The 20,335-nt window shown below is 75.0% G+C and carries 13 protein-coding genes; 11 read left to right on the top strand and 2 right to left on the bottom strand.

What is annotated here, in order from left to right:
- Positions 1–47: 47 nt before the first annotated feature.
- Entirely contained in the window at positions 48–1,706 is a 1,659-nt protein-coding gene (locus ACFYOV_RS01765; RefSeq protein WP_389081497.1) for an FAD-dependent oxidoreductase, read from the bottom strand.
- Positions 1,707–1,860: 154 nt separating this feature from the next.
- Between ACFYOV_RS01765 and asnB the strand changes: the two genes are divergently transcribed.
- The 9 genes from asnB to ACFYOV_RS01720 all read left to right on the top strand — a co-directional run bounded on the left by asnB (position 1,861) and on the right by ACFYOV_RS01720 (position 13,449).
- On the top strand, positions 1,861–3,714 hold the full coding sequence (asnB, locus tag ACFYOV_RS01760; RefSeq protein WP_389081495.1) for an asparagine synthase (glutamine-hydrolyzing): 1,854 nt from the start codon (positions 1,861–1,863) through the stop codon (positions 3,712–3,714).
- Entirely contained in the window at positions 3,711–4,655 is a 945-nt protein-coding gene (locus ACFYOV_RS01755; RefSeq protein ID WP_389081493.1) for a DUF6410 domain-containing protein, read from the top strand. The genes asnB and ACFYOV_RS01755 overlap by 4 nt, the downstream gene beginning before the upstream one ends.
- A gap of 23 nt (positions 4,656–4,678) precedes the next feature.
- Complete coding sequence (locus tag ACFYOV_RS01750; RefSeq protein WP_389081490.1) at positions 4,679–5,455, top strand: GNAT family N-acetyltransferase; 777 nt, start codon at positions 4,679–4,681, stop codon at positions 5,453–5,455.
- The gene (gene sbnA, locus ACFYOV_RS01745) at positions 5,452–6,420 is read left to right on the top strand and encodes a 2,3-diaminopropionate biosynthesis protein SbnA (RefSeq protein ID WP_389081487.1); all 969 of its coding nucleotides are present in this window, start codon (positions 5,452–5,454) and stop codon (positions 6,418–6,420) included. Before ACFYOV_RS01750 ends, sbnA begins: the two co-directional genes overlap by 4 nt.
- Before the next feature lie 192 nt (positions 6,421–6,612).
- Positions 6,613–7,926 carry a cytochrome ubiquinol oxidase subunit I gene (locus ACFYOV_RS01740; protein WP_389081485.1) on the top strand — a complete coding sequence of 438 codons (1,314 nt, stop codon included), beginning with the start codon at positions 6,613–6,615 and terminating at the stop codon, positions 7,924–7,926.
- 38 nt (positions 7,927–7,964) lie between these two features.
- Positions 7,965–8,975: a cytochrome d ubiquinol oxidase subunit II gene (locus tag ACFYOV_RS01735; RefSeq protein ID WP_389081483.1), complete on the top strand. Its 1,011-nt coding sequence runs from the start codon at positions 7,965–7,967 to the stop codon at positions 8,973–8,975.
- 93 nt (positions 8,976–9,068) lie between these two features.
- Positions 9,069–10,985 carry a thiol reductant ABC exporter subunit CydD gene (gene cydD / locus ACFYOV_RS01730; protein ID WP_389081480.1) on the top strand — a complete coding sequence of 639 codons (1,917 nt, stop codon included), beginning with the start codon at positions 9,069–9,071 and terminating at the stop codon, positions 10,983–10,985.
- Entirely contained in the window at positions 10,982–13,198 is a 2,217-nt protein-coding gene (locus ACFYOV_RS01725; RefSeq protein ID WP_389081478.1) for an amino acid ABC transporter ATP-binding/permease protein, read from the top strand. The genes cydD and ACFYOV_RS01725 overlap by 4 nt, the downstream gene beginning before the upstream one ends.
- A gap of 98 nt (positions 13,199–13,296) precedes the next feature.
- A complete protein-coding gene (locus tag ACFYOV_RS01720; protein WP_389081476.1) occupies positions 13,297–13,449 on the top strand; it encodes a hypothetical protein in 153 nt (50 codons plus the stop codon).
- Positions 13,450–13,827: 378 nt separating this feature from the next.
- Here ACFYOV_RS01720 and ACFYOV_RS01715 read toward each other — a convergent pair whose 3' ends face one another.
- A complete protein-coding gene (locus ACFYOV_RS01715; RefSeq protein ID WP_389081474.1) occupies positions 13,828–15,750 on the bottom strand; it encodes an ABC1 kinase family protein in 1,923 nt (640 codons plus the stop codon).
- Between the two features lie 208 nt (positions 15,751–15,958).
- Here ACFYOV_RS01715 and ACFYOV_RS01710 point away from each other — a divergent pair, with 208 nt between their 5' ends.
- Together ACFYOV_RS01710 and ACFYOV_RS01705 are read left to right on the top strand one after the other, a co-directional pair.
- The gene (locus ACFYOV_RS01710) at positions 15,959–18,139 is read left to right on the top strand and encodes an MMPL family transporter (RefSeq protein ID WP_389081471.1); all 2,181 of its coding nucleotides are present in this window, start codon (positions 15,959–15,961) and stop codon (positions 18,137–18,139) included.
- A gap of 646 nt (positions 18,140–18,785) precedes the next feature.
- The gene (locus ACFYOV_RS01705; protein ID WP_389081469.1) at positions 18,786–20,318 is read left to right on the top strand and encodes a peptide MFS transporter; all 1,533 of its coding nucleotides are present in this window, start codon (positions 18,786–18,788) and stop codon (positions 20,316–20,318) included.
- Positions 20,319–20,335: the final 17 nt, after the last annotated feature.

Genomic DNA, 20,335 nt, shown 5'->3' with positions numbered 1-20,335 from the left:
ACGAAGGGGCCGCCGTCCCGGTGGACGGCGGCCCCTTCCGCGTGCCGTCAGGCGCTCTCCCTCACCAGCGTCCGGCGCAGGGCCCGCTCCAGGGCGCCGGCGGCGTCCGCGGGGACACCGGCGGAGCGCCACGCGACGAAACCGTCCGGGCGCACCAGCACCGCTCCGTCGGCCCGCACCCCGTACGCCTCGTGCCAGCCCCGCTCCGACAGGTCCCGCACCTCCGTGCCGAACCCGGCCGTACCCAGCCGCACCCCGGCGCGCCGCGCGGCCTCCTCGCCGGCCCCGCGCCACACCTCACCCGCCGGACCGCCCCACACCAGCACCGGGGACGAGCCGTAGGCGTCCAGCAGCGAACCGGGCTCCTCCCGGTCCCCGTCGCGCAGCAGCACCGGCACGTGCGGCGCACGCGTGCCCGGCTCGCCGCACAGCTCGGCCGGCTCCCGGAACCGCCGCAGCCGCGCGCCCGGCTCCGCCGCCGTCGGATAGGCGTGCCCCAGCATCACGGCCAGTACATCCACGGTGGCCCGGCGCTGCTCCTCGTCGGCCCGCCCGGACCGCACCAGCAGACGCAGCTGCGCCTGTTCGATCGTCGCCTCCGCGACCGGCCTGCGCTCGGCGTCGTAGGTGTCCAGCAGCCCCTCGCCCGCCTCGCCGCGCAGCACCGCCGCGAGCTTCCAGGCCAGGTTGTGCGCGTCGTGCACACCGGTGTTGGCGCCGTAGCCGCCGATCGGCGGGATGACGTGCGCCGAGTCCCCGACCAGGAACACCGAACCGTCCCGGAACCGCTCGGCGGACAGGGCGGCCAGCTCCCACGGCAGCACGCCGATGATCTCCACGTCGACGTCCCGGTCGCCGATCGCCGAGCGCACCAGCCGCACACAGCGCTCGGTGGTGAAGTCCTCGGTCGCCTCGCCCCGTTCGGGGCGGTACTGGAGGATGAGGGTGCCGCGCCGCAGGGTGTCGTCGTGGCCCAGCACCGCCCCGCTCAGCTCGTCGTTCTCGATCTGGCAGATGGAGAACCGGCGCCCGTCCAGCGGTCCCTCGAGGTCCGCGCGGAACAGGATGCTCACCTGGTGCTGGAGCGTGCCGCGGCCGGCCCGTCCGATCCCCAGCGTCTCCCGCACGGGGCTGCGCCCGCCGTCCGCGGCCACCAGCCAACGGGCCCGCACCCGCCGCTCCTCACCCGTGTCCCGGTCCTTCACCGTGGCGACGACCGGTCCGTCCGGGCCCTCGGGCCGCTCGAAGGACGTCAGTTCGGTGCCGTACCGCAGCACCGCGCCCGCCCGGGACGCGGCCTCGCGGACGATCGGCTCCATGCGGTCCTGGCCCAGCGAGATCTGCCGGGACGGCGTCACCGCGCCCAGGTCACCCGGCTCGGGCAGCATGACCGCCTTCAGCTCGCGGCCCGCCAGCGACTCGACGGTCGCCTGCCGCCGGTGCTCCGCGTAGCCCGCGGCGGCCGCCAGCACCTCCTGCTCCACCCCGACGGACCGGAACAGCTCCAGCGTCCGCGGATACCACCCCCACGCCCGCGGGTGCACGGAGGTCGACGCGTGCCGCTCCACCAGCACGCACCGCACCCCGTGGTGCCGCAGGAACAGCGCACAGCTCAGTCCGGTGATCCCACCGCCCACGATCAGGACGTCCGTCGGCCCACCCGCCACCTCGGACGGCTCCTGAAGTTCCTCGGGCTCCTTGCCCACGGCCACTCTCCCTTCGGGTACCGATGCCCGGGCCCCGCCGCTCGCGGATCCGGTCCGTGCGGCATCGTCCGCACGGCTGCTGGAGAGGCCGTCCAGGGAAACTTGAGGTGACCCGTCCAGCCTGTGGCTCCCACGTCGAGAGGAGTCCTACGCCGTGTCCGGAATCGCAGGATGGATCGATCACGAACGGGATCTGCGGCGCGAGCGGCCCACGCTGCTCGCCATGACCGCGGCCCTGGCCCAGCGCGGCCCCGACGGGGAGCGGCTGTGGCTCAGCGGGCCGGCCGCCCTCGGCACCCGCTGGTCCGACGCGGACGGCACCGGGGCACCGCGCCAGCCGTGGGTGCTCGAGGAGGGCGGGCGCACCGTGCTCGCCGCCGCCGTCACCGGCGTGCTCTACGACACCGACGGCCTGCGTGCCGACCTCGGTGTCACCGGCCGCCCCGTCACCCAGGCCGAGCTGGTCGGCCGCGCCTATCTGCGCTGGGGCGAGCGCTTCGCCGAACACCTCGACGGCGCCTTCGCCGTCGCCATCTGGTCCGAGCGGGACCAGGAGCTCGTCCTGGCCCGCGACCGCCTCGGCAACCAGCCGCTCCACTACTACCCGCTCGCCTCGGGCGTGCTGTTCGGCTCCGAGCGCAAGGCCGTCCTCGCCCACCCCGCCGTCGAGCCGGTCATCGACGCCGACGGCCTGCGCGAGCTGTTCTCCTACGCCGGCACCGCGGGACACGGCATCCTCAAGGGCTTCGCGCAGGTACCGCCCGGCCACGTGCTGCGCTTCACCCGGGACGGCCGCAGGACCCACCGCTACTGGGAGCTGACCGCCCAGGAGCACACCGACGACCAGGACGAGACCATCGCCCGGGTCCGCGAGCTGCTCGGCGCCTCGGTGCGCCGCAGCCTCGGCACCGGAGCCGTCCCCGGCATCCTGCTGTCCGGCGGCATCGACTCCAGCGCCGTCACCGCCCTGGCCCACCATGCGCTCGCCGAACGCGGCGGCGGCACGGTGCGGACCTTCACCGTCTCCTTCGGTGCCGCCGAGGAGTTCAAGCAGGACGAGATCTGGGGCAGTCCCGACGCCCCGTTCGTGCAGTCCGTCGTCCGGCACCTGGGCACCGAGCACACCGACCTGGTGCTGGACACCGGCGACATCATCGACCCGGCGGTGCGGACAGCGGTGCTGCGCGCCAAGGACGTGCCGAGCCCGCTCGGCAACATGAACACCTCGCTGTACCTGCTGTGCCGGGCGGTGCGCGAGCACGTCGGCTCGGTGCTGCTCGGCGAGATAGCCGACGCCGTCTTCGGCGGGTTCGCCTGGGTGCACAACAGGGAACTCGTCGAGGCCCCCACGCTGCCCTGGGTCGCCATGGCCCGCTTCGGCGGCGGCCGGCACGGCCTGGGCGGCGACCTGCTCGCCCCCGACCTGCTCGGCAAGCTCGACCTCAACGGTTACTGCGCCGACGCCTACGCCACCAGCATGGCCCAGGTGCCGCGCCTGGACGGGGAGAGCGGGCAGACCCTGCGCATGCGGGAGATCACCTACTTCCACCTCACCCGCTGGCTGGAGACCCTGCTCTCGCACGACGAGTCCCTCGGCTCGGCGGCCGGCCTCGGCACCCGGATGCCGTTCTGCGACTGGCGCCTCGTCAGCTACGCCTACAACGTCCCCTGGTCGCTGAAGAGCTTCGACGGCCGGGAGAAGTCCCTGCTGCGCGCCGCCGTCGCCGACCTGCTGCCCGACGACGTCGTCAACCGCGCCAAGAGCCCCTACCCCGTCACCCAGGACCCGGCCTACGGCCACGCCCTGTGCGCCGGCCTGGAGGCCCTGCTCGCCGACCCCGCGGCCCCGGCCGCCCCGCTCGCCGACACCGCCGGTGTCCGGGCCCTCATCGACGACCCGTCCGTCCTGGACAGCGGCATGCGCGCCTGGGTCGCCCGCGCCAACGTCGAGATGCTGCTCGGCCTGAACGACTGGCTGCGCCGCTACGGCGTCAGGGTCGAGCTGTGAGCCCCGCGGGCACGCCCGGCGGGGCGTTCGTCCCCGGACGGACCCGAGCACCCGGCGACCCCCGCCGGGCTCCCGTGCTCGGGCGGGACGCCGGGCCCGCGGGGCGGGCCGTTCGTGCCGCCGCGGGCGGCGCCGCACTGACGCACCTTCTCACCACCAAGGCCCCCGACCACAGCGGCGGGGAGATCCTCGCCGCCACCGGTACGGCCCTCGTGCTGGCCGTCGGCTACACCGGGCTGCTGGCGCTGCTGCGACCCCTGCTCACCCGGGGTGCCCCGCACGGGCTCTCCGGCTGGCCCGGGGGCGCGCTGCTCCTGCTGCCGATACTGCTCTACCCGATCGGCGTGCTCCCCGACGGACCCGCCCTGGGCGTCGCCCTCTACGTGGAGTTCTCCGTCCTCCTCGCCGGCGCCACCGGATACGGCGGCCTGGAACTGGCCGCCCTGCCCGCGCTGCTGCTCGGCCGCCGGCCCGTGCTGTACGGCCCGTTCAACGCCGTCGACCTCGCCGAACGCGGCATGCGGGGCCGTCGGCACGGCACCCCCGAGCGGACGGCCGGCGCGCTCGCCACGGCCGGCCTCGCCTGGTTCTGGGTCGTGCCGCCGCTGGCCGCCGTACGCGGTGGCTTCGGTGACGCCTTCGACGCGCTGACCGTGCTCGACCCGGCGGCCTGCGGGGCCCTGCTGATCGCGGGCGTGCTGCTCGCCCTGCCGGCGCCCGGCCCGGCCCGACTGCGGCGACTGCGCGCCGGGGCGTTCGCACTGCTCGGCCTCGGCGGAGCGGTCGGCGCCGTGCCCGACGTGCTGTGGCCGGCGATCATCCTGACCGGTCTGGTGATCGCGGCCGTCCGGCTCGCGTCCGGCGGCCGGCGGGAGGCACGCGTCCCCGCCCCCGGGGTCCGGGCCCGTCCGCACGTCGAGACGTCTTCCACCACCCGTTGAGACCGCCTGCGGAGCATTCCCCCATGGCAGAGAACATCGCTGAAAGCACCCGGACCACACCGGGCGCACCGCACACCGGACCGGCGGCCGCCCCCGGCGGCCACCGGTCCGCACTCGCGGTCTGGGCGCCCCAGTTCCGGCTCCGGCTCACCACCCCCCGGCTGGAGCTGCGCGTCCCCGACGAGAGCGACCTGCGCGCCCTCGCCGAACTCGTCGCCGACCAGGGCATCCACGCCCCCGACGCCGTCCCCTTCCAGGGCGGCTGGAGCAACGCGCTGCCGCAGGTCGTGGCGGGCAGGGTCCTGCAGTACCTGTGGAAGGGGCTCGCCCTGAGCCGCCCCGACTACTGGAACCTCGGCCTCGCCGTCTTCCTGGACGGCCGCCCCGTCGGCGTCCAGGGCCTGCAGGCCCGGGGCTTCCCCGCACTGGGGGAGGTCGCCACCGAGAGCTGGCTGGCCCGCGGCCACCAGGGCCGCGGCATCGGCACCGAGATGCGCGCCGCCGCGCTGCGCCTCGCCTTCGAGGGGCTCGGCGCCCGGTACGCCACCTCCGCCGTGTACGAGGACGGCGCCGCCGCCCTCGCCGTCAACAAGAAACTCGGCTACCAGCCGGACGGCATCGAGGTGCAGACCCGGCGTGGCGAGCCGGTGGTGCTCACCCGCTGGCGCATGACCCGCGACCAGTGGGAGCTGAGCCCCGCCGCCGAGGTGACGGCCGGCATCCACGGACTCGACGGATGCCGCGCCCTCTTCGGCGCCCAGCCGCACGACACCCCCACCGCGACACGGGAGCCGGCGTGATCCACGACTCCATCACCGACTGCGTCGGCAACACCCCCCTCGTCCGGCTGAGCCGGCTCTTCCCCCAGCGGGACATCGAGGTCCTCGCCAAGCTCGAGATGCTCAACCCGGGCGGCAGCGTCAAGGACCGCTCCGCGCGCTACATCGTGGAGCGCGGCATCGCCGACGGCATGATCCGCCCCGGCACCCACATCGTGGAGAGCACCTCCGGCAACTTCGGGGTCGCGCTGGCCATGGTGGCCGTCCGCCACGGCCTGCGGTTCACCGCCGTCGTCGACCCCAACGCCTCCCGGACCAACCTGCGGATCCTGCGCCAGTTCGGCGCGGAGATCGAGATGGTCCGCGAACTCGACTCCGCCGGCGGCTACCTGCACACCCGGCTGGCCCGGGTGCAGGACCTGCTGACCGAGGACCCGGACGCCGTATGGATCAACCAGTACGCCAACCACCTCAACTGGGAGACCCACGCGGTCACCACCGCCCGCGAGGTCATCGAGGACTGCTCGGAACCCGTCGACGTCCTGGTGGCCGCCGTCAGCACCACCGGCACCCTGCACGGACTCGCCCGCGGACTGCGCCGGGTGTGGCCCGGGCTGCGGGTGGTGGCGGTCGACGCCGTCGGCTCGGTCATCTTCGGCACCCCGCCGGGCCCGCGGATGCTGCCCGGCGTCGGATCGAGCCGGGTGCCGGAACTGCTCACCCCCGCCGAGATCGACCGGGTGGTGCACATCGACGACGCCGCCGCCGTCCGCGGCTGCCACCGTCTGCTGCGCCAGGAGGCGATCTTCGCCGGGGGCTCCTCCGGCTCGGTGGTGGCCGCCGTCGAGGAACTGCTGCCCGAACTCCCGCGCCCCAGCCGCGTCCTGACCCTGCTGGCCGACCGGGGGGAGCGCTACCTCGACCTCGTCTACACCGACGAGATGGCCATCGAACACGACGAACTCGCCTACTCCAGCCACCCCTGAACGGCCGTCCCCGCACGGGCCGCGGCCGACCCGCAGTGCAGGACGGCCGCGGCCCGCGCTCGAGCGGGGCTCCACCACGGCACGAGCGGTACGCGACCGTCCTCGGCTGGAGTGGGAAGGCCGTCCATCCACCCGCAGACCGCACCGCCACCACACGACAGACGGCTGCTCAGCCGACCGAGGAGAACCATCGTGGACGACGTGCTCGTACTCGCACGGCTCCAGTTCGCCATCACCGCCATCGCGCACTTCCTGTTCGTCGCCCTGACGCTGGGGCTGGTCACCTACCTGGTGGTGATGCAGACCCGCTGGGCCGTCACCGGCAAGGAGACCCACCGCCGGCAGACCCGTTTCTGGGGCCAGCTCTACGTCATCAACTACGCCCTGGGCATCGGCACCGGCATCGTGATGGAGTTCCAGTTCGGCCTCACCTGGAGCGGACTGACCCACTTCGTCGGCAACGTCTTCGGCGCACCCCTGGCCATCGAGACCCTCGTCGCCTTCTTCGCCGAATCCACCCTGCTCGGTCTGTGGATCTTCGGCTGGAACCGGATGGGCCGCACCCTGCACACCGCCCTGCTGTGGCTGGTGGCACTCACGGCGTACGCCTCGGTGTTCTTCGTCCTGACCGCGAACGGCTTCCTCAACCACCCCGTCGGCTACGAGATGAAGGACGGCGAGGCCCGCCTCACCGACTTCGGCGCCCTGCTCACCAACCCCAACGCCCTTTCCGCGGCAGCCCACATCCTCGCCGCCGCGGTCGTCACCGGATCGTTCTTCATCATCGCCGTCAGCGCCTGGCACCTGCGCCGGCGCACCGGGCACGAGGAGTTCTTCTGGTCCTCGATGAAGCTCGCCCTGCCGCTCACCCCCGTGTTCGTCCTGCTGACGGCCTCACTGGGCGGCTGGCAGATCGGCCACTCCGTGAAGCAGACCCCCACCAAGTACGGGCAGCGCTCCGACCGGGCACAGGCCCTGGCCGACACGTTCACCGAGAAGTTCGGACCCGGCAACTACTTCCCGCCCGGGTTCAGCCAGACCGCCGAGTTCGTGATGATCATCCCGGCGCTGTTCATGATGCTGATCGCCGTCATCGGCGTGCTGTTCATGATCAAGCGCAACCTGATCCGCCGCAAGGTCCTGCTGTGGCTGCTCACCGCCGCCCTCGTCCTGCCGTACCTCTCCAACGTCTCCGGCTGGATCTTCCGCGAAGTGGGCCGCCAGCCCTGGGCCGTCTACGGCCTGCTGAAGACCGAGGACGCCGTCACACCCGGACTCGGGTACGGCACGGTACTGACCTCGCTGCTGGTCTTCGGCACGCTCGTCGCCGTCCTGCTGGTCGTGGACTGGGTGCTGCTGTTCCGGTTCGCCCGGCGCGGCCCCGACGGCTCCCACCTCGGCCGCACGCCCGGTGAGGAGACCGGCGGCGCCGCCCCCGGCCTCCCGCAGCAGGCCACGGCCTCCACCGCCGCGTCCTCCTCCACCCCGTCGGTCCCGACCTTCTGACCCGCCCCCGACAGCGCCGAACGCACTGGGAGTTCATCGTGTGGCACAACATCTGGTACGCGCTGCTGGGTCTCTTCCTGGCGGGCTACCTCGCCCTGGACGGCATCACCCTCGGTACCGGGATCATCGGCAGGCGGCTCGCCCGCGACGACGTCGAGCGGCACACCGTCGCCGCGGCCACGGGGCCCTTCTTCCTCGGCAACGAGGTCTGGCTGGTCGCGGCAGCCGGCATCACCCTGGGCGGCTTCCCCGGCCTGGAGTCCGGCGTGATCAGCGGGATGTACCCGGTGATCGTGTTCGCCGTGGCCGCGCTGCTGGTGCGCGAGGCCGCCCTGCAGTTCCGCCGCCGGATGGCCACCGAGCGGTGGCGGCACGGTGCCGACTCCCTGTTCCGGTTCGCCTGTCTGGTGCTCGCGCTGATGTGGGGTCTGCTCGGCGGTGCCCTGGTCGGGGCGGTGCCGGTGAAGGACGGCCATCTCGCCGTCGACGCCGGTGTGCTGCTGCGCCCGGTGGCGCTGCTGTCCGCCCTCACCGCCGTCGCCGTCTTCGCCCTGCACGCGGCGGTGTTCCTCGCGGTGCGCACGGCCGGCCCCGTCGCCGGGCGGGCCGCGGAACTCGCCCGTCGGCTGGCGCCGGTGGCGGCCGGCCTCGCCGTCCTCACGGCACTGACGGCCGTCGCCGACGGCACGGTCCGCGACGGACTGCTCAACCCGCTGCCCGCCGCCCTGCTGTTCCTGCTCGCCGTCGCCGCCCTGCTGCTGGCCCCGAGGCTGATCTCCTCGTCCGGCCTGCGGGCCCAGCTGGTCAGCGGCTTCGCCGCGCTGTCCCCGGTCCTGCTGCTGGGCGCCGCCCACTTCCCCCAGACGGTGGTGAGCCGGGCCGGCCCGGGCGAGCACGTCTCGGTCTCCGAGGCCGCCGCCGACCCGTCCACGCTCAGTGTCGTCGGCCCGGTGGTGCTCCTGGTCCTGCCGGTGCTGCTCGCCTTCCAGGCCATGCAGTGGTGGGCCCACCGTGCCAAGACCGACGAGCGGTCTCCGGCGTACTTCTGAGACCCGAGCCGCCCGGGCGCGGGCGAGGGGCTCGGGTGGATTCCGGTCAGGTGAGGTCGGCGGACCTCGACGGCGACCAGGGGGTGAGGGGCGATGAGCGGTCCGCGGGGGCCGGTCGACGGGGCCTTCGACGGCCGGGGCGCGGCGCGCCGCGGGGGCGGCCGGCGCGGGGCCCGCACGGCGGGGGACGGCGACCGGGCGGTGCGGCGGCGGCTGCTGGCGCTGAGCGCCCGGACCCGCGGCGCGGGACTGCTGGTCGCGGCCGGCGTGCTGCTCGGCGCCGGCGGCACCGTCGGACAGGCACTGGCGCTGGCCCGGCTGCTCGGCGACATCTTCCAGGGGCACGGCCCCACGGCCGCCGCCGTCACCTGGGTCGCGGCGGCCGTCGCCGCGCGCGGCGCCGCCGGCTGGGTGCGCGCCACCGCCGCACAGCGGGCCGCCGCCGACATCAAACTCGAACTGCGCACCCGGCTCCTCCGCAGCGCCGCGCGCCGCAGCGCGTACGACGCCGGGGACAGCAGGGCCGGTGAGGTCAGCACGCTCCTCACCCGGGGGCTGGACGCCCTCGATCCGTACCTCGTCGGTTATCTGCCGCAGATCCTGGCCGCCGCCGTCGTGCCGCCCGCGGTCCTCGCCGCGATGCTGCTGCACGACCCGCTCGGCGCGACGATCCTGCTGGTCACACTGCCGCTCATCCCGGTCTTCGGCGCCCTGGTCGGGCTGCACACCCGGGACGCCACGGCCCGCCAGTGGGCGGCGCTCGCCCACCTCGGCGGGCACTTCCTCGACGCCCTGCGCGGACTGCCCACACTGCGCACCTTCGGCCGCGCCGAGGCACAGGAGGGCATCGTCGCCGCGGTCGCGGACACCCACCGCAGGGCCACCCTGCGCACCCTGCGCATCACGTTCCTGTCCACCCTGGTGCTGGACACCGTCGCCACCCTGTCGCTCGCCCTCATCGCCGTCCCCGTGGGTCTGCGCCTGCTCGGCGGTTCCCTCGACCTGACGACCGCGCTCACGGTGCTGCTGCTCGCCCCAGAGGCGTACCAGCCGCTGCGTGCGCTCGGCAACCAGTTCCACGCCGGTACGGAGGGCATGACGACGGCCCGCGAGGCACTGGCCCTGCTGGACACCGAGGGAGCGGACGCGGCGGCGGCCGGACGCGCGACCGGCGCGGACGGCACCGCGCCGCGCCCGAGCACCGCACCGGCGCCCGGCCCGCGACCCCGCCCGCAGCATCCCGCCCCCGGGTCCCGCCCGACGCCGCCGCTCCCGGCCGCGGCCCGCCCGGCCACGCACTCCCCGTCGCCGCACGCCGGCGGTCCCGTGCCCGGCGCCCCCCGCCTGCGCTTCGAGAACGTCACCGTCCGGCTGCCGGGGCGCCCGCACCCCGTCCTCCGGGAGGTGTCGTTCACCGTCGAACCGGGGGAGCGGATCGCCCTGACCGGGCCCAGCGGGGCCGGAAAGTCCACGCTGCTCGCCCTGCTGCTCGGCCTCGTACGGCCCGACGAGGGACGAATCCTGGCCGGCGGACGCGACCTCGCGACCCTCGACCCGGAAGAGTGGCGGCGCACCCTCGGCTGGGTGCCGCAGCGGCCGTACCTCTTCGACCGCAGCGTCGCCGACAACATCCGCCTCGGCGACCCCGACGCCGGCCACGAGGGCGTCGTGCGCGCCGCCCGTGCCGCGGCGGCCCACGACTTCGTCACCGTCCTGCCCGACGGCTACGCCACCCGGCTCGGCGCCCGCGGCACCGGACTGTCCGCCGGGCAGCGGCAACGCATCGCCCTGGCCCGCGCGTTCCTGCGCGACGCGCCTCTCCTGCTGCTGGACGAACCCACGGCCGGTCTGGACGCGGGCAGCGAGGAGGCGGTGCTGGCGGCGAGCGAACGGCTCATGACCGGCCGGACCGTCCTGGTGGTCGCTCACCGGGCCCGGCTCCTGGACGGCGCCGACCGCCGGCTGGACGTGTCCGGCGGCACGGTGCGGGAACACGAGGTGACCCGGTGAAGGATCTGCTGACGGTGCTGCGCACGGCGGGTCCGCTGCGCCGGCTGCTCCCCGCCGCCGGCCTGGCACTCGCCGCGGACCTGGCCGGGGTGGCCCTGCTGACCCTCGCCGCCTGGCTCATCGCGCGTGCCGCCCAGCAGCCGCCCATGGGAGCCCTGTCCGTGGCGATCGTCGCGGTGCGGGCGCTCGCCGTGACCCGCGGTCTGTTCCGGTACGGGGAACGGCTGGCCGGCCACGACGCCGCCCTGCGCGCCGTGGCGCGACTGCGGGGCCGGGTCTTCGGCGCCCTGGCCCGCCGCCCCGCCCACGAGGACGCCCGCGCCGTACGGGACGCGGACGCCGCCTCCCGGCTGGTGGCCGACGTCGACCTGGTCCAGGACGCGCTGCTGCGGGTGGCCCTGCCGGCGCTGTCCGCGTCGGCCGTGTCGGTCGCGGCGATCGGCTGCGCCGCGCTGGTCTCCCCGCCGGCCGCGCTCGTCCTGGCGCTCGGCCTTACGGCCGGAGGAGTGCTGCTGCCCGTCCTGACGGCCGCCGCCTCGGCCCGGGCGGCCCGGCGGGGCGCCGCCCTGCGCGCGGAACTCGCCCAGCGGACGGTCGATCTGCTGGACGGTGCGGCGGACCTGCGGATCTTCGGTGCGGCGGAACACGAGACCGCCGGGGCCGTCGACACCGCTCGCCGGCTGCGCTCGCACGACCGGGGCGCGGCCCTGCTGTCGGCGCTGGCCGCGGCGGCCCTCACCGTGGTGCAGGGCGGCACGGCCGTCGCGGTCGCCGTCGTCAGCGCGCACACCGCGCCCGGAATCGCCTCGGTCGTCCTCCCGCTGCTGGCCCTGGCCTCCTTCGAGGTCCTGAGCCCCCTCCCGACGGCCGCCCAGCACCTCATGGCCCTCCCGGAGGGCGCGCGACGGGTCCGGGCGTTGCTGGACCCGCCGGAACGGCCCGACGAGACGGAAGCGGAAGCCGAGGGCACGCAAAGGACGCCGCCGCCCCGTGCTGTCGTCGGCGGCGGTCGTGCCGACCACGGGGACGCGGCCCCCGGCGCGGGTGTACCCGGCAGGGCTGCGGTCCCCGGCGTGGGTGTCGTCCCCGACGGAGGTGTCGTCCCCGCTGGAGGTTCCGTGGGCGCTGGAGGTTCCGTGCGCGCCGGGGGTGCTGCCGTCGGCGGTGTTTGGGTCCCCGAGGGAGGTGGCGTCCGCGCAGGCGGTGTCGCGGTCGCGGGTTCCCTCCCCGTCGGAGGTGCCGTCCGTGGCGGGGGTGCCGCTGCGGACGGAGGTGCGGTGCCGGGCGGGGCTGGAGTTCCCGCCGGAGGTGTCGTCCCCGACAAAGACTCCCTGCGCGCCGGGGGCGCCGCCGCCGACGGTGCTGGGGTACCCGGCGCAGGTGGCGTCCGCGCCGGGGGTGCCGTCCGTGCCGAGGGTGCCGCCCCCGGCGGAGCCGCAGTCTCCGGCAACGGTGTCCTCCCCGCCGGAGAGGCCGCCTTCGGTGGACATGTCGGCCACCTCTCCGTGCGGGACCTGTACGTGCGGCACCGGACCGGTGGGCCGTTCGCCGTGCGCGGGGTCGATCTCGAGCTGCCGCCCGGGCGTCGCGTGGCCGTCCTCGGGGAGAGCGGCGCGGGCAAGTCGACGCTGCTCGCCGCGATCGCCCGGTTCGCCGTGCCGCACCGGGGCGGCATCCTGCTGGACAGCACGGATTTGGCAGACGTGCCCGAGGCGGACCTGCGCCGCACGGTCAGTGGCGCGCTGCAGGACGCGCACGTCTTCCACACGTCCGTGCGGCACAACCTGCTGCCCGCCCGCCCCGCAGCCACCGAGGCCGAACTCCACGACGCGCTGGGCCGGGCCGGCCTGCTGGAGTGGGTGCTGTCGCTGCCCGGGCAACTCGACACGGTCGTCGGTTCCGACGGCGGTCGGCTGTCCGGAGGCCAGCGCCGCAGGCTGGTCCTGGCCCGGGCGCTGCTGGCCGCGCCGCCGGTGCTGCTGCTCGACGAACCGACCGAGGGCCTGGACCCGGCGACCGCCGACGCGGTCCTGGCCGACGTGCTCGCCGCCACCCGGGGCCGCTCCCTGGTCCTCGTCACCCACCGTACGGAGGGGCTCGAGGCGATGGACGAGATCCTGGTGATGCACGGCGGGCGCGTCCTCCACCGGGGCGCCCCCGGAGCCGTCCTCCCCCGGGCGACCGCCGACGCCTCCCGCCCGGTCCCGGCGTGACCCGCACCGCCCCTGCGTGACTTGGCGTCCGGGGAGTACGGGGCGGAGTGCCCGGTGGTACTCACGGGGGGACTCGGCGCGCTTCGTCCCCTCCCGGCGTGACCCGCACCGCCGTCACCCACCGTACGGAGGGGCTCGAGGCGATGGACGAGATCCTGGTGATGCACGGCGGGCGCGTCCTCCACCGGGGCGCCCCCGGAGCCGTCCTCCCCCGGGCGACCGCCGACGCCTCCCGCCCGGTCCCGGCGTGACCCGCACCGCCCCTGCGTGACTTGGCGTCCGGGGAGTACGGGGCGGAGTGCCCGGACGTACTCCTGGGAGGCCATCGACGTCTCCCGTCTCGCCCCGGCGTGACCGGCACCGCCCCCGTGTGACCCGGCGTCCGGGCAGTACGGGGCGGAGTGCCCGGCGGTACCCCTGGGAGGCCATCGACGTCTCCCGTCTCGCCCCGGCGTGACCCGCACCGCCCCTGCGCGACCCGGCGTCCGGGCAGCACAGGCCGAGCGTCCGGCCTACCCCCGGAGGGACTCGGCGCCCTTCGCCCCGTCCCCACGTCCCCCGCCCGAAGCAGCAGGGGGCGGAGCGCCCGCCCGCGCCCCGCCCCCCGACTCCGTCTCCCGGGCCCCGGCTCAGGACAGCGGCCGGCTGAGGACGTACACCGTGCGCAGCGCCAGTGCCGCCGACAGCACCAGCAGGTGACCGCCGATCACCGCGTAGAGGCTCAGCCCCGCCGTCACCTCCGGGCCTCCCGTGAGGTCCAGCAGCTGCACGCCCAGCACACCGAAGAAGATTCCCAGAACGGCCAGCAGGACCCGGCTCAGCAGCTCGCCGATGACCCGGCGGTCGCGCGGGTCCGCGAGGAGCCGCACGTTCACCCCGAGCCGGCCCTCCTCCAGTGCCCCGCTGATCCGGTCCAGCCGCCGCGGCAACCTGCGCAACACCGGCAGCAGGGTCAGCAGTTCGTCGCGCGCCGCGTCCCGTACGGTGTCGGGCTGGAGCTGCCGGGTGAAGCGCGCCGCCGCGTACGACCGTGACGCGTCGAGGACGTCGAACTCCGCCGAGATCCGCCCCAGCGTGCCCTCCAGCGTGGCCAACGCGCGGAACACCGCCGCGATCTCGGGCGGCACGGCCAGCCGGAACTCGGCCACCAGTCGGAACAGGTCGGTGAACATCCGCACGTCGGGCGTCGAGCCGCGGGCGAGGTGCCGCCCGCTGAACTGGCCGAGCGCCCGCTGGAGCCGCTGTTCGTCCACGTCCTCCGGCCGCTCGGTCACCTCCAGCAGCGCGTCGCGCAGCGCCGCCGGATCACCGCGGTCCACCGCGAGGAACAGTCCCACCATGGCGGACCGCAGCCCCCCGTCGAGCCGCCCCACCGAGCCGAAGTCGAGCAGCGCCGGGGCGCCGTCGGGCATCAGCAGGATGTTCCCGGGGTGCGGGTCGGCGTGGAAGACACCGTCGTACATGATCTGGTCGAGGAGCGCGGTGAGCAGCGTCCGCGCCAGTTCGGCGCCGTGCTCGGGGCCGTCCGGCCGCGCCTGGCCGAGCGGCACGCCGTCGATGCGGCTCATCACCATGACCTGCTCACCGCTCAGTTCCTCGTACAGGGCGGGCAGGGTGACCGTGGTGTCCCGTCGTGCCTCGGCGGCCCGGCGCACCACGGTGAGGTTGCGGGCCTCCACCCGGAAGTCCAGCTCCTCGCGCAGTGCCACCGCGAAGCCGTGGGCGAGGTCGGTGAGCCCGAGGGAGCGTCCCCACCCGGTGCGCCTCTCCAGGGTGCGGGCCAGCCGTCCGACGATGTCCAGGTCGCGCTCGACGGCCGCGTCGATGCCGGGCCGGCGCACCTTGACGATGACGCGGGTGCCGTCCCGCAGCACGGCGGCGTGCACCTGGGCGACGGATGCCGCCGCCAGCGGTTCCCGGTCGAACTCGGCGAACACCTCCTGCGCCGGGGCGCCCAGGCTCTCCGTCAGTACGGTCTCCACCTGCGGCCAGAGCGCCGGCGGCACCCGGTCCTGGAGCCGGCTGAGCTCGGTGACGTACGCCTCGGGCAGCAGGTCGCGGCGGGTGGACATCAGCTGACCCAGCTTCACGAAGGTGGTGCCGCCCGCCTGGAGGGCCTCCCGCAGTTCCCGGGCGAGCTGCTCGTGCCGGGTCCCGCCGCGCCCTCTGGCCCGGCCGGTGAGGTACGGCCCCAGGCCGTGCCGCCCCACGACGGTCAGGATCTCGGAGTAGCGGCGCGCGCGAGCCAGTCGGGCCCGCGTCGCCCGGACCCGCCCGAGCAGTCCGACCCGTCCGGCCGGCAGCAGCAGGTCGAGCAGGACGAGGCACACCATCGCGCTCAGCAGACCGACGCCGAGCATCAGCGGCAGCAGCGCCGGACCGCGCCCGGCCTTCTGCAACTGGGTGCCGATCAGCGTGCCGGACACCGTCGCGCCGACCAGCGCGGCGGCCACCACCCGCAGGCCACCGGCCCGCATGCCGAGCAGCCGCCGGGCCGTCAGCGCCGGAAGAAGGATGACGGTAAAAGCCCCCAAAGTCCCTATGAACCACATATGGGTCAGGATAGTGAATCCCCCTATCAATAAAGGGAGTTGCGCTCGAGGATCGCTCGAATCCCGCTGGAGGAGCGCGCTCGCCGGCGCGGGTCACCGGCGCCGCACCGTGGGCTCACCCGCACGTCAAGGGCGGACTCGAGCGCGGCTCGAGCCGCGCACGAAGCGGTCGTGACACCACTGGGCACACTGTCTCAACAAGGAGAGCATGGTGACCACTACTCCGGTCCAGGGCGACACCCCCACTCCGCCGCCACCCCCACCCAGCCGTTCCCTCCTGGAACGCACCGCCGGATTCGCCCAGCGGCACCGGTGGACCGCCCTCCTGCTCTGGGTCGTCGTCCTGTTCGCCGTCTGGGGCGGTGCGACCGCCGCCGGAGACGCCTACCGCGACGACTTCTCCCTGCCCGGCACCGAGACCCAGCAGGCGCTGGAGACCATGGAGCGGCACGGCTCCGCACAGGCCGGCGACACCCTCGACATCGTGCTGCACGACGAACGGGGGCTGGACGGCACCGGCACCCGCGACCGCGTCTCGGCCATGCTCGACAAGGTGGCCGGCCTGCCCGGGGTCGCCCAGGTGCGCAGCCCCTACGAGGACGAACAGGCCGTCTCCCGCGACGGCACCGTCGGCTACGCCACCGTCGTCCTCGACGGCCGGTCCGAGGACATGACCAAGGACGACACCACGCGCATCCTCGACACCGCCCGCACCGCCCAGTCCGGCGGCCTCACGGTCGAACTCGGCGGCGAGGCGGCCCGCGCCCTCGCCGAACCGTCGGGCGGCGCGTCCGAGGGCGTCGGCATGCTCGCCGCGCTCGTCATCCTCGGCTTCATGTTCGGCACCGTCATCGCCGCCGGATTGCCCGTCATCACCGCCGTGTTCGCCGTCGGCAGCACCCTCGGCGCGATCATCCTGCTCTCGCACGTCTTCACGATCGCCAGCTACACCCCGTACATCATGATGCTGGTCGGCCTCGGCGTCGGCATCGACTACGCGCTGCTGATCTTCGCCCGCTACCGCACCGAGCTGGTGCGGGGCGCGAGCCCCGAGGAGGCGGGCCGGCGCGCCCTGGACCTCGCCGGGCGCACCGTGTTCTTCGCCGGGTGCACCGTCATCGTCGCCCTGCTCGGCCTGGTCGCCCTCGGCCTCGGCTCCCTCCAGGGCACCGCGGTCGCCGTGGCGCTGACCGTCCTGGTGACCATGATCGCCTCGCTCACCCTGCTGCCCGCGCTGCTCTCGCTGTTCGGCGAGCGGTTCGCCCGGCAGTTCCGGGCCCGGGCCGACAAGCGCGCCGCCAAGGGCCGGGCCGTCGAGGGCGGGGCGGCCTGGCGCCGCTGGTCGCAGGCGGTGCAGCGGCGTCCGCTGGCCTCGCTGTTGCTGGCCGTCGCCGCGCTCGGCGCGCTGGCCGTCCCCGCGCTCGACCTCCGGCTCGGCTTCGGCGACGCGGGCAACGAACCGCCCGCCAGCACCAGCCGCAAGGCGTACGACCTGCTCGCCGAGGGCTTCGGCCCGGGCTTCAACGGCCCGCTCGTCGTCGTTGCCGAGGGCGAGCCCGCGGCGGGCGCCGCGCTGACGCGGAAGCTGAACGACACGGCCGGCATCGCCGCCGCCACGGGGCCCATCCCCGCCGGGGACGGCAAGGCGTACACCGTCATCGCCTTCCCCGAGACCTCGCCCCAGGACGAGCGCACGACCGAGCTGGTGCACACCCTGCGCGACGACGTCCTGGCGGACCTGGGCCGGGAGACCGGCGCCCGCTACCTGGTGGGCGGCTCCACCACGGCGGTCATCGACTACGCCGACACGGTCTCGGCCCGCATGCCCGTGTTCATCGCCATCGTGGTCGGCCTGTCGGTGCTGATCCTGGTCGCGGTGTTCCGTTCGCTGCTGGTGCCGCTGAAGGCGGCGTTGCTCAACCTGCTGAGCATCGGGGCGTCCCTGGGGGCCATGACGCTGGTCTTCCAGAAGGGCATGTTCGGGGTGGAGCCCGGGCCGATCGAGGCGTATCTGCCGATCATGATCTTCGCGATCGTCTTCGGGCTGTCGATGGACTACGAGATCTTCCTCATCTCCCGCATCCGGGAGGAGTGGCTGCGCGGCAAGGACGCCTCCGCGGCGATCCGCGAGGGACTCGCGCACACCGGCGCGGTCGTCACCGCAGCCGGCGCGATCATGATGGCCGTCTTCGGCGCCTTCATGCTCGGCGGTGACCGGATGCTCCAGCAGTTCGGGTTCGGCATGGTCGTCGCGGTCTTCGTCGACGCCGTCGTCATCCGCTGCCTGATCGTCCCCGCCGCCCTCCAGCTGATGGGCCGCCACGCCTGGACCCTCCCGGCCTGGCTGGACCGCCGCCTGCCCCACTGGGACATCGAGAAGCACGACTGAGGGCGCGGCCGACGGGGGCCGGCCGGCGAGGGCCGGCCGCGTGACCCCGGTGGCGCGCCACCGCCGTATCCGAGCCGGAGCCCGGGTGCCCCTGACGCGCCCGGGCTCCTTCGTGTCCCCCGGCCGTCCATGGGGCCGCCGTCGCGGGACGGACCAGGGCCTCGGCGGCGTCGGTGCGAGCCGGGCGCGAGTCGGTCCCGAGCCCGGGGCGGTTTCCTGTGGGCGTGAGGGAACGGCTGCCGAGCGCAACGGGCGGCGCCGGGAGCCGGGCCGCCCCTCAGGGCCCCGCTGTGGCATCCCCCGTCCACCGCGGTCGCCCGAGGGTGCGGCCCCTCCTTCCCACCCGCGGCGCCCGGTACATCCCCCGGCCGGGCGCCGCGCGTCCCTCCGGAGCCGGCGTCTTCGCCCGGCCCGCCCGTCCCGACCGCCTGGTGTCCGCGCCGTGCGGCCGCCCGCCCCGGCCGCCCGCCCCGGTCACCGGCCACGGTCGCCCGCCACGGTCGCCGGCCGCGGTCGCCGGCCGCGGGCGTCCCCGGCCCTCCCCGCGCCGTCCCCGGCCCTTCCTTTCCCCAGCCGTCCTCGAGCAGGTGTCGAACGGTCGCGCCCACGCTCGGCTGCGCACGTCCGACGTCTCCACGGAGGAGCCATGGCCGCCCCGATCCGACCCCCCGCCGCCGCCCCCGCAACCGCCGAAGCTGCCGCCCCCGCCACCGCGACCGGCACGCCGCCCCGTCGGCGCCCGGGCCTGCTCGGTCGGCCCCGCTGGTTCACGACCCTCTTCGGCACCGACATCTGGGAGCGCTTCAGCTTCTACGGGATGACCGCGATCCTCGTCCTCTACGCCACCGAGGACACCGACCGCGGCGGCCTCGGCATGTCCGCCGGCGACGCCTCGCTGCTGTACGGCCTGTACATGGCCTCAGTCTTCCTCGCCTCCGTGCCCGGCGGCTGGATAGGCGACCGCGTCCTCGGCGCCCGCCGCGCCGTCCTGTACGGCGGAGTGCTCATCGCCCTCGGCCATGTGTCGATGGCCGTCCCCGTCGGCCCCGCCCTCTACCCCGGCCTGCTCCTGATCGCCTGCGGCACCGGCCTGCTCAAGCCCAACATGGCCGGCCTGCTGAGCGCGTTCTACGACCGCGAGGACCGGACGGGCCGCGACGCCGGCTTCGCCGTCTTCTACATGAGCGTCCAGGTCAGCGCCCTGCTCGCGCCCATCGTCGTCGGCCTGCTCGGTGAGGGCGTCAACTGGCACCTCGGCTTCGGCGCCGCGGCCGTCGGCATGGGCCTCGGCCTGCTCCAGTACGTCCGCGGCTCCCGTCACTTCGGCGACACGGGCGGTGCCCCCGAACACTGCGCCGCCCCCGCAGAGCGCCGCCGCGTCGTGCGCGCCACCCTCGCCGTCACCACCCTCGTCGTCCTGGTCTACGGTGCCGACGCCGCCGCCGGCACCTTCCAGCTGGCCCATCTCATGGCCCTGATCGGCCTGTTGTGCGTCGTCCTCCCGGTCGTCTGCTTCTGGCGGCTGCTGCGCAACCCGCTGCTGACCGCCGCCGAACGCGTCCGCGTCCGCACGTACATCTGGCTCTTCGCCGCCTCGGCGGTCTTCTGGGCGCTGTTCCTCCAGGGCGGCTCGGCCTTCGCGCTGTTCGCCAAGCACGCCACCGACCGCGAGGTCTTCGGCCGCACCGTGCCGGCCAGCTGGTTCCAGGCAGCCATACCGCTGTTCGTCCTCGCTCTGGCACCGCTGTTCGCCTGGCTGTGGACCCGCGCGGGCGACCGCGTCCCGACGGCGGCGAAGTACGCCACCGGCATGGCGGCCACGGCCGCCGCCTACCTGGTCATGGCGGTCGCCGCGGCCCTCGCCGCGGACGGCGCGCGGGTGTCGCCGCTGTGGCTGCTGCTGGCCTTCCTGCTGCTCGCCGCCGGCGAGGTCGCCTTCGCCCCGATCGGGATGAGCGCCACCACGGCCATCGCCCCGGCCACCTTCGTCAGCCGGATGGTGGCGTTGTTCTGGCTGGCCGGCGCGCTCGGCGGCGGCGTCGGCGGCAACGCCCTGAAGGTCTCCGGCGACCAGGTCCCCGGCGCCGGTTACTTCCTCGCCCTGGGCGCCGCGGCCCTGGCCACCGGCACCGCCCTTCTGCTGTGGCGCCACCCCCTCACCCGCCGCCTCGGCGTCTGACCCCGCACGGACCGCCC

Source organism: Streptomyces sp. NPDC005931, from assembly GCF_042871235.1.
Classification (GTDB): domain Bacteria; phylum Actinomycetota; class Actinomycetes; order Streptomycetales; family Streptomycetaceae; genus Streptomyces.
The sequence above is the reverse complement of the archived record's forward strand: the minus strand, read 5'-3'. Positions and strand labels throughout refer to the sequence as shown.

Bases quoted from the DNA above. Each gene is read 5' to 3' on its own strand.
- ACFYOV_RS01750 (WP_389081490.1), top strand. From the start codon at position 4,679: ATGGCAGAGAACATCGCTGAAAGCACCCGGACCACACCGGGCGCACCG.
- cydD (WP_389081480.1), top strand. From the start codon at position 9,069: ATGAGCGGTCCGCGGGGGCCGGTCGACGGGGCCTTCGACGGCCGGGGC.
- ACFYOV_RS01715 (WP_389081474.1), bottom strand. From the start codon at position 15,750: ATGTGGTTCATAGGGACTTTGGGGGCTTTTACCGTCATCCTTCTTCCG.
- ACFYOV_RS01710 (WP_389081471.1), top strand. From the start codon at position 15,959: ATGGTGACCACTACTCCGGTCCAGGGCGACACCCCCACTCCGCCGCCA.
- ACFYOV_RS01705 (WP_389081469.1), top strand. From the start codon at position 18,786: ATGGCCGCCCCGATCCGACCCCCCGCCGCCGCCCCCGCAACCGCCGAA.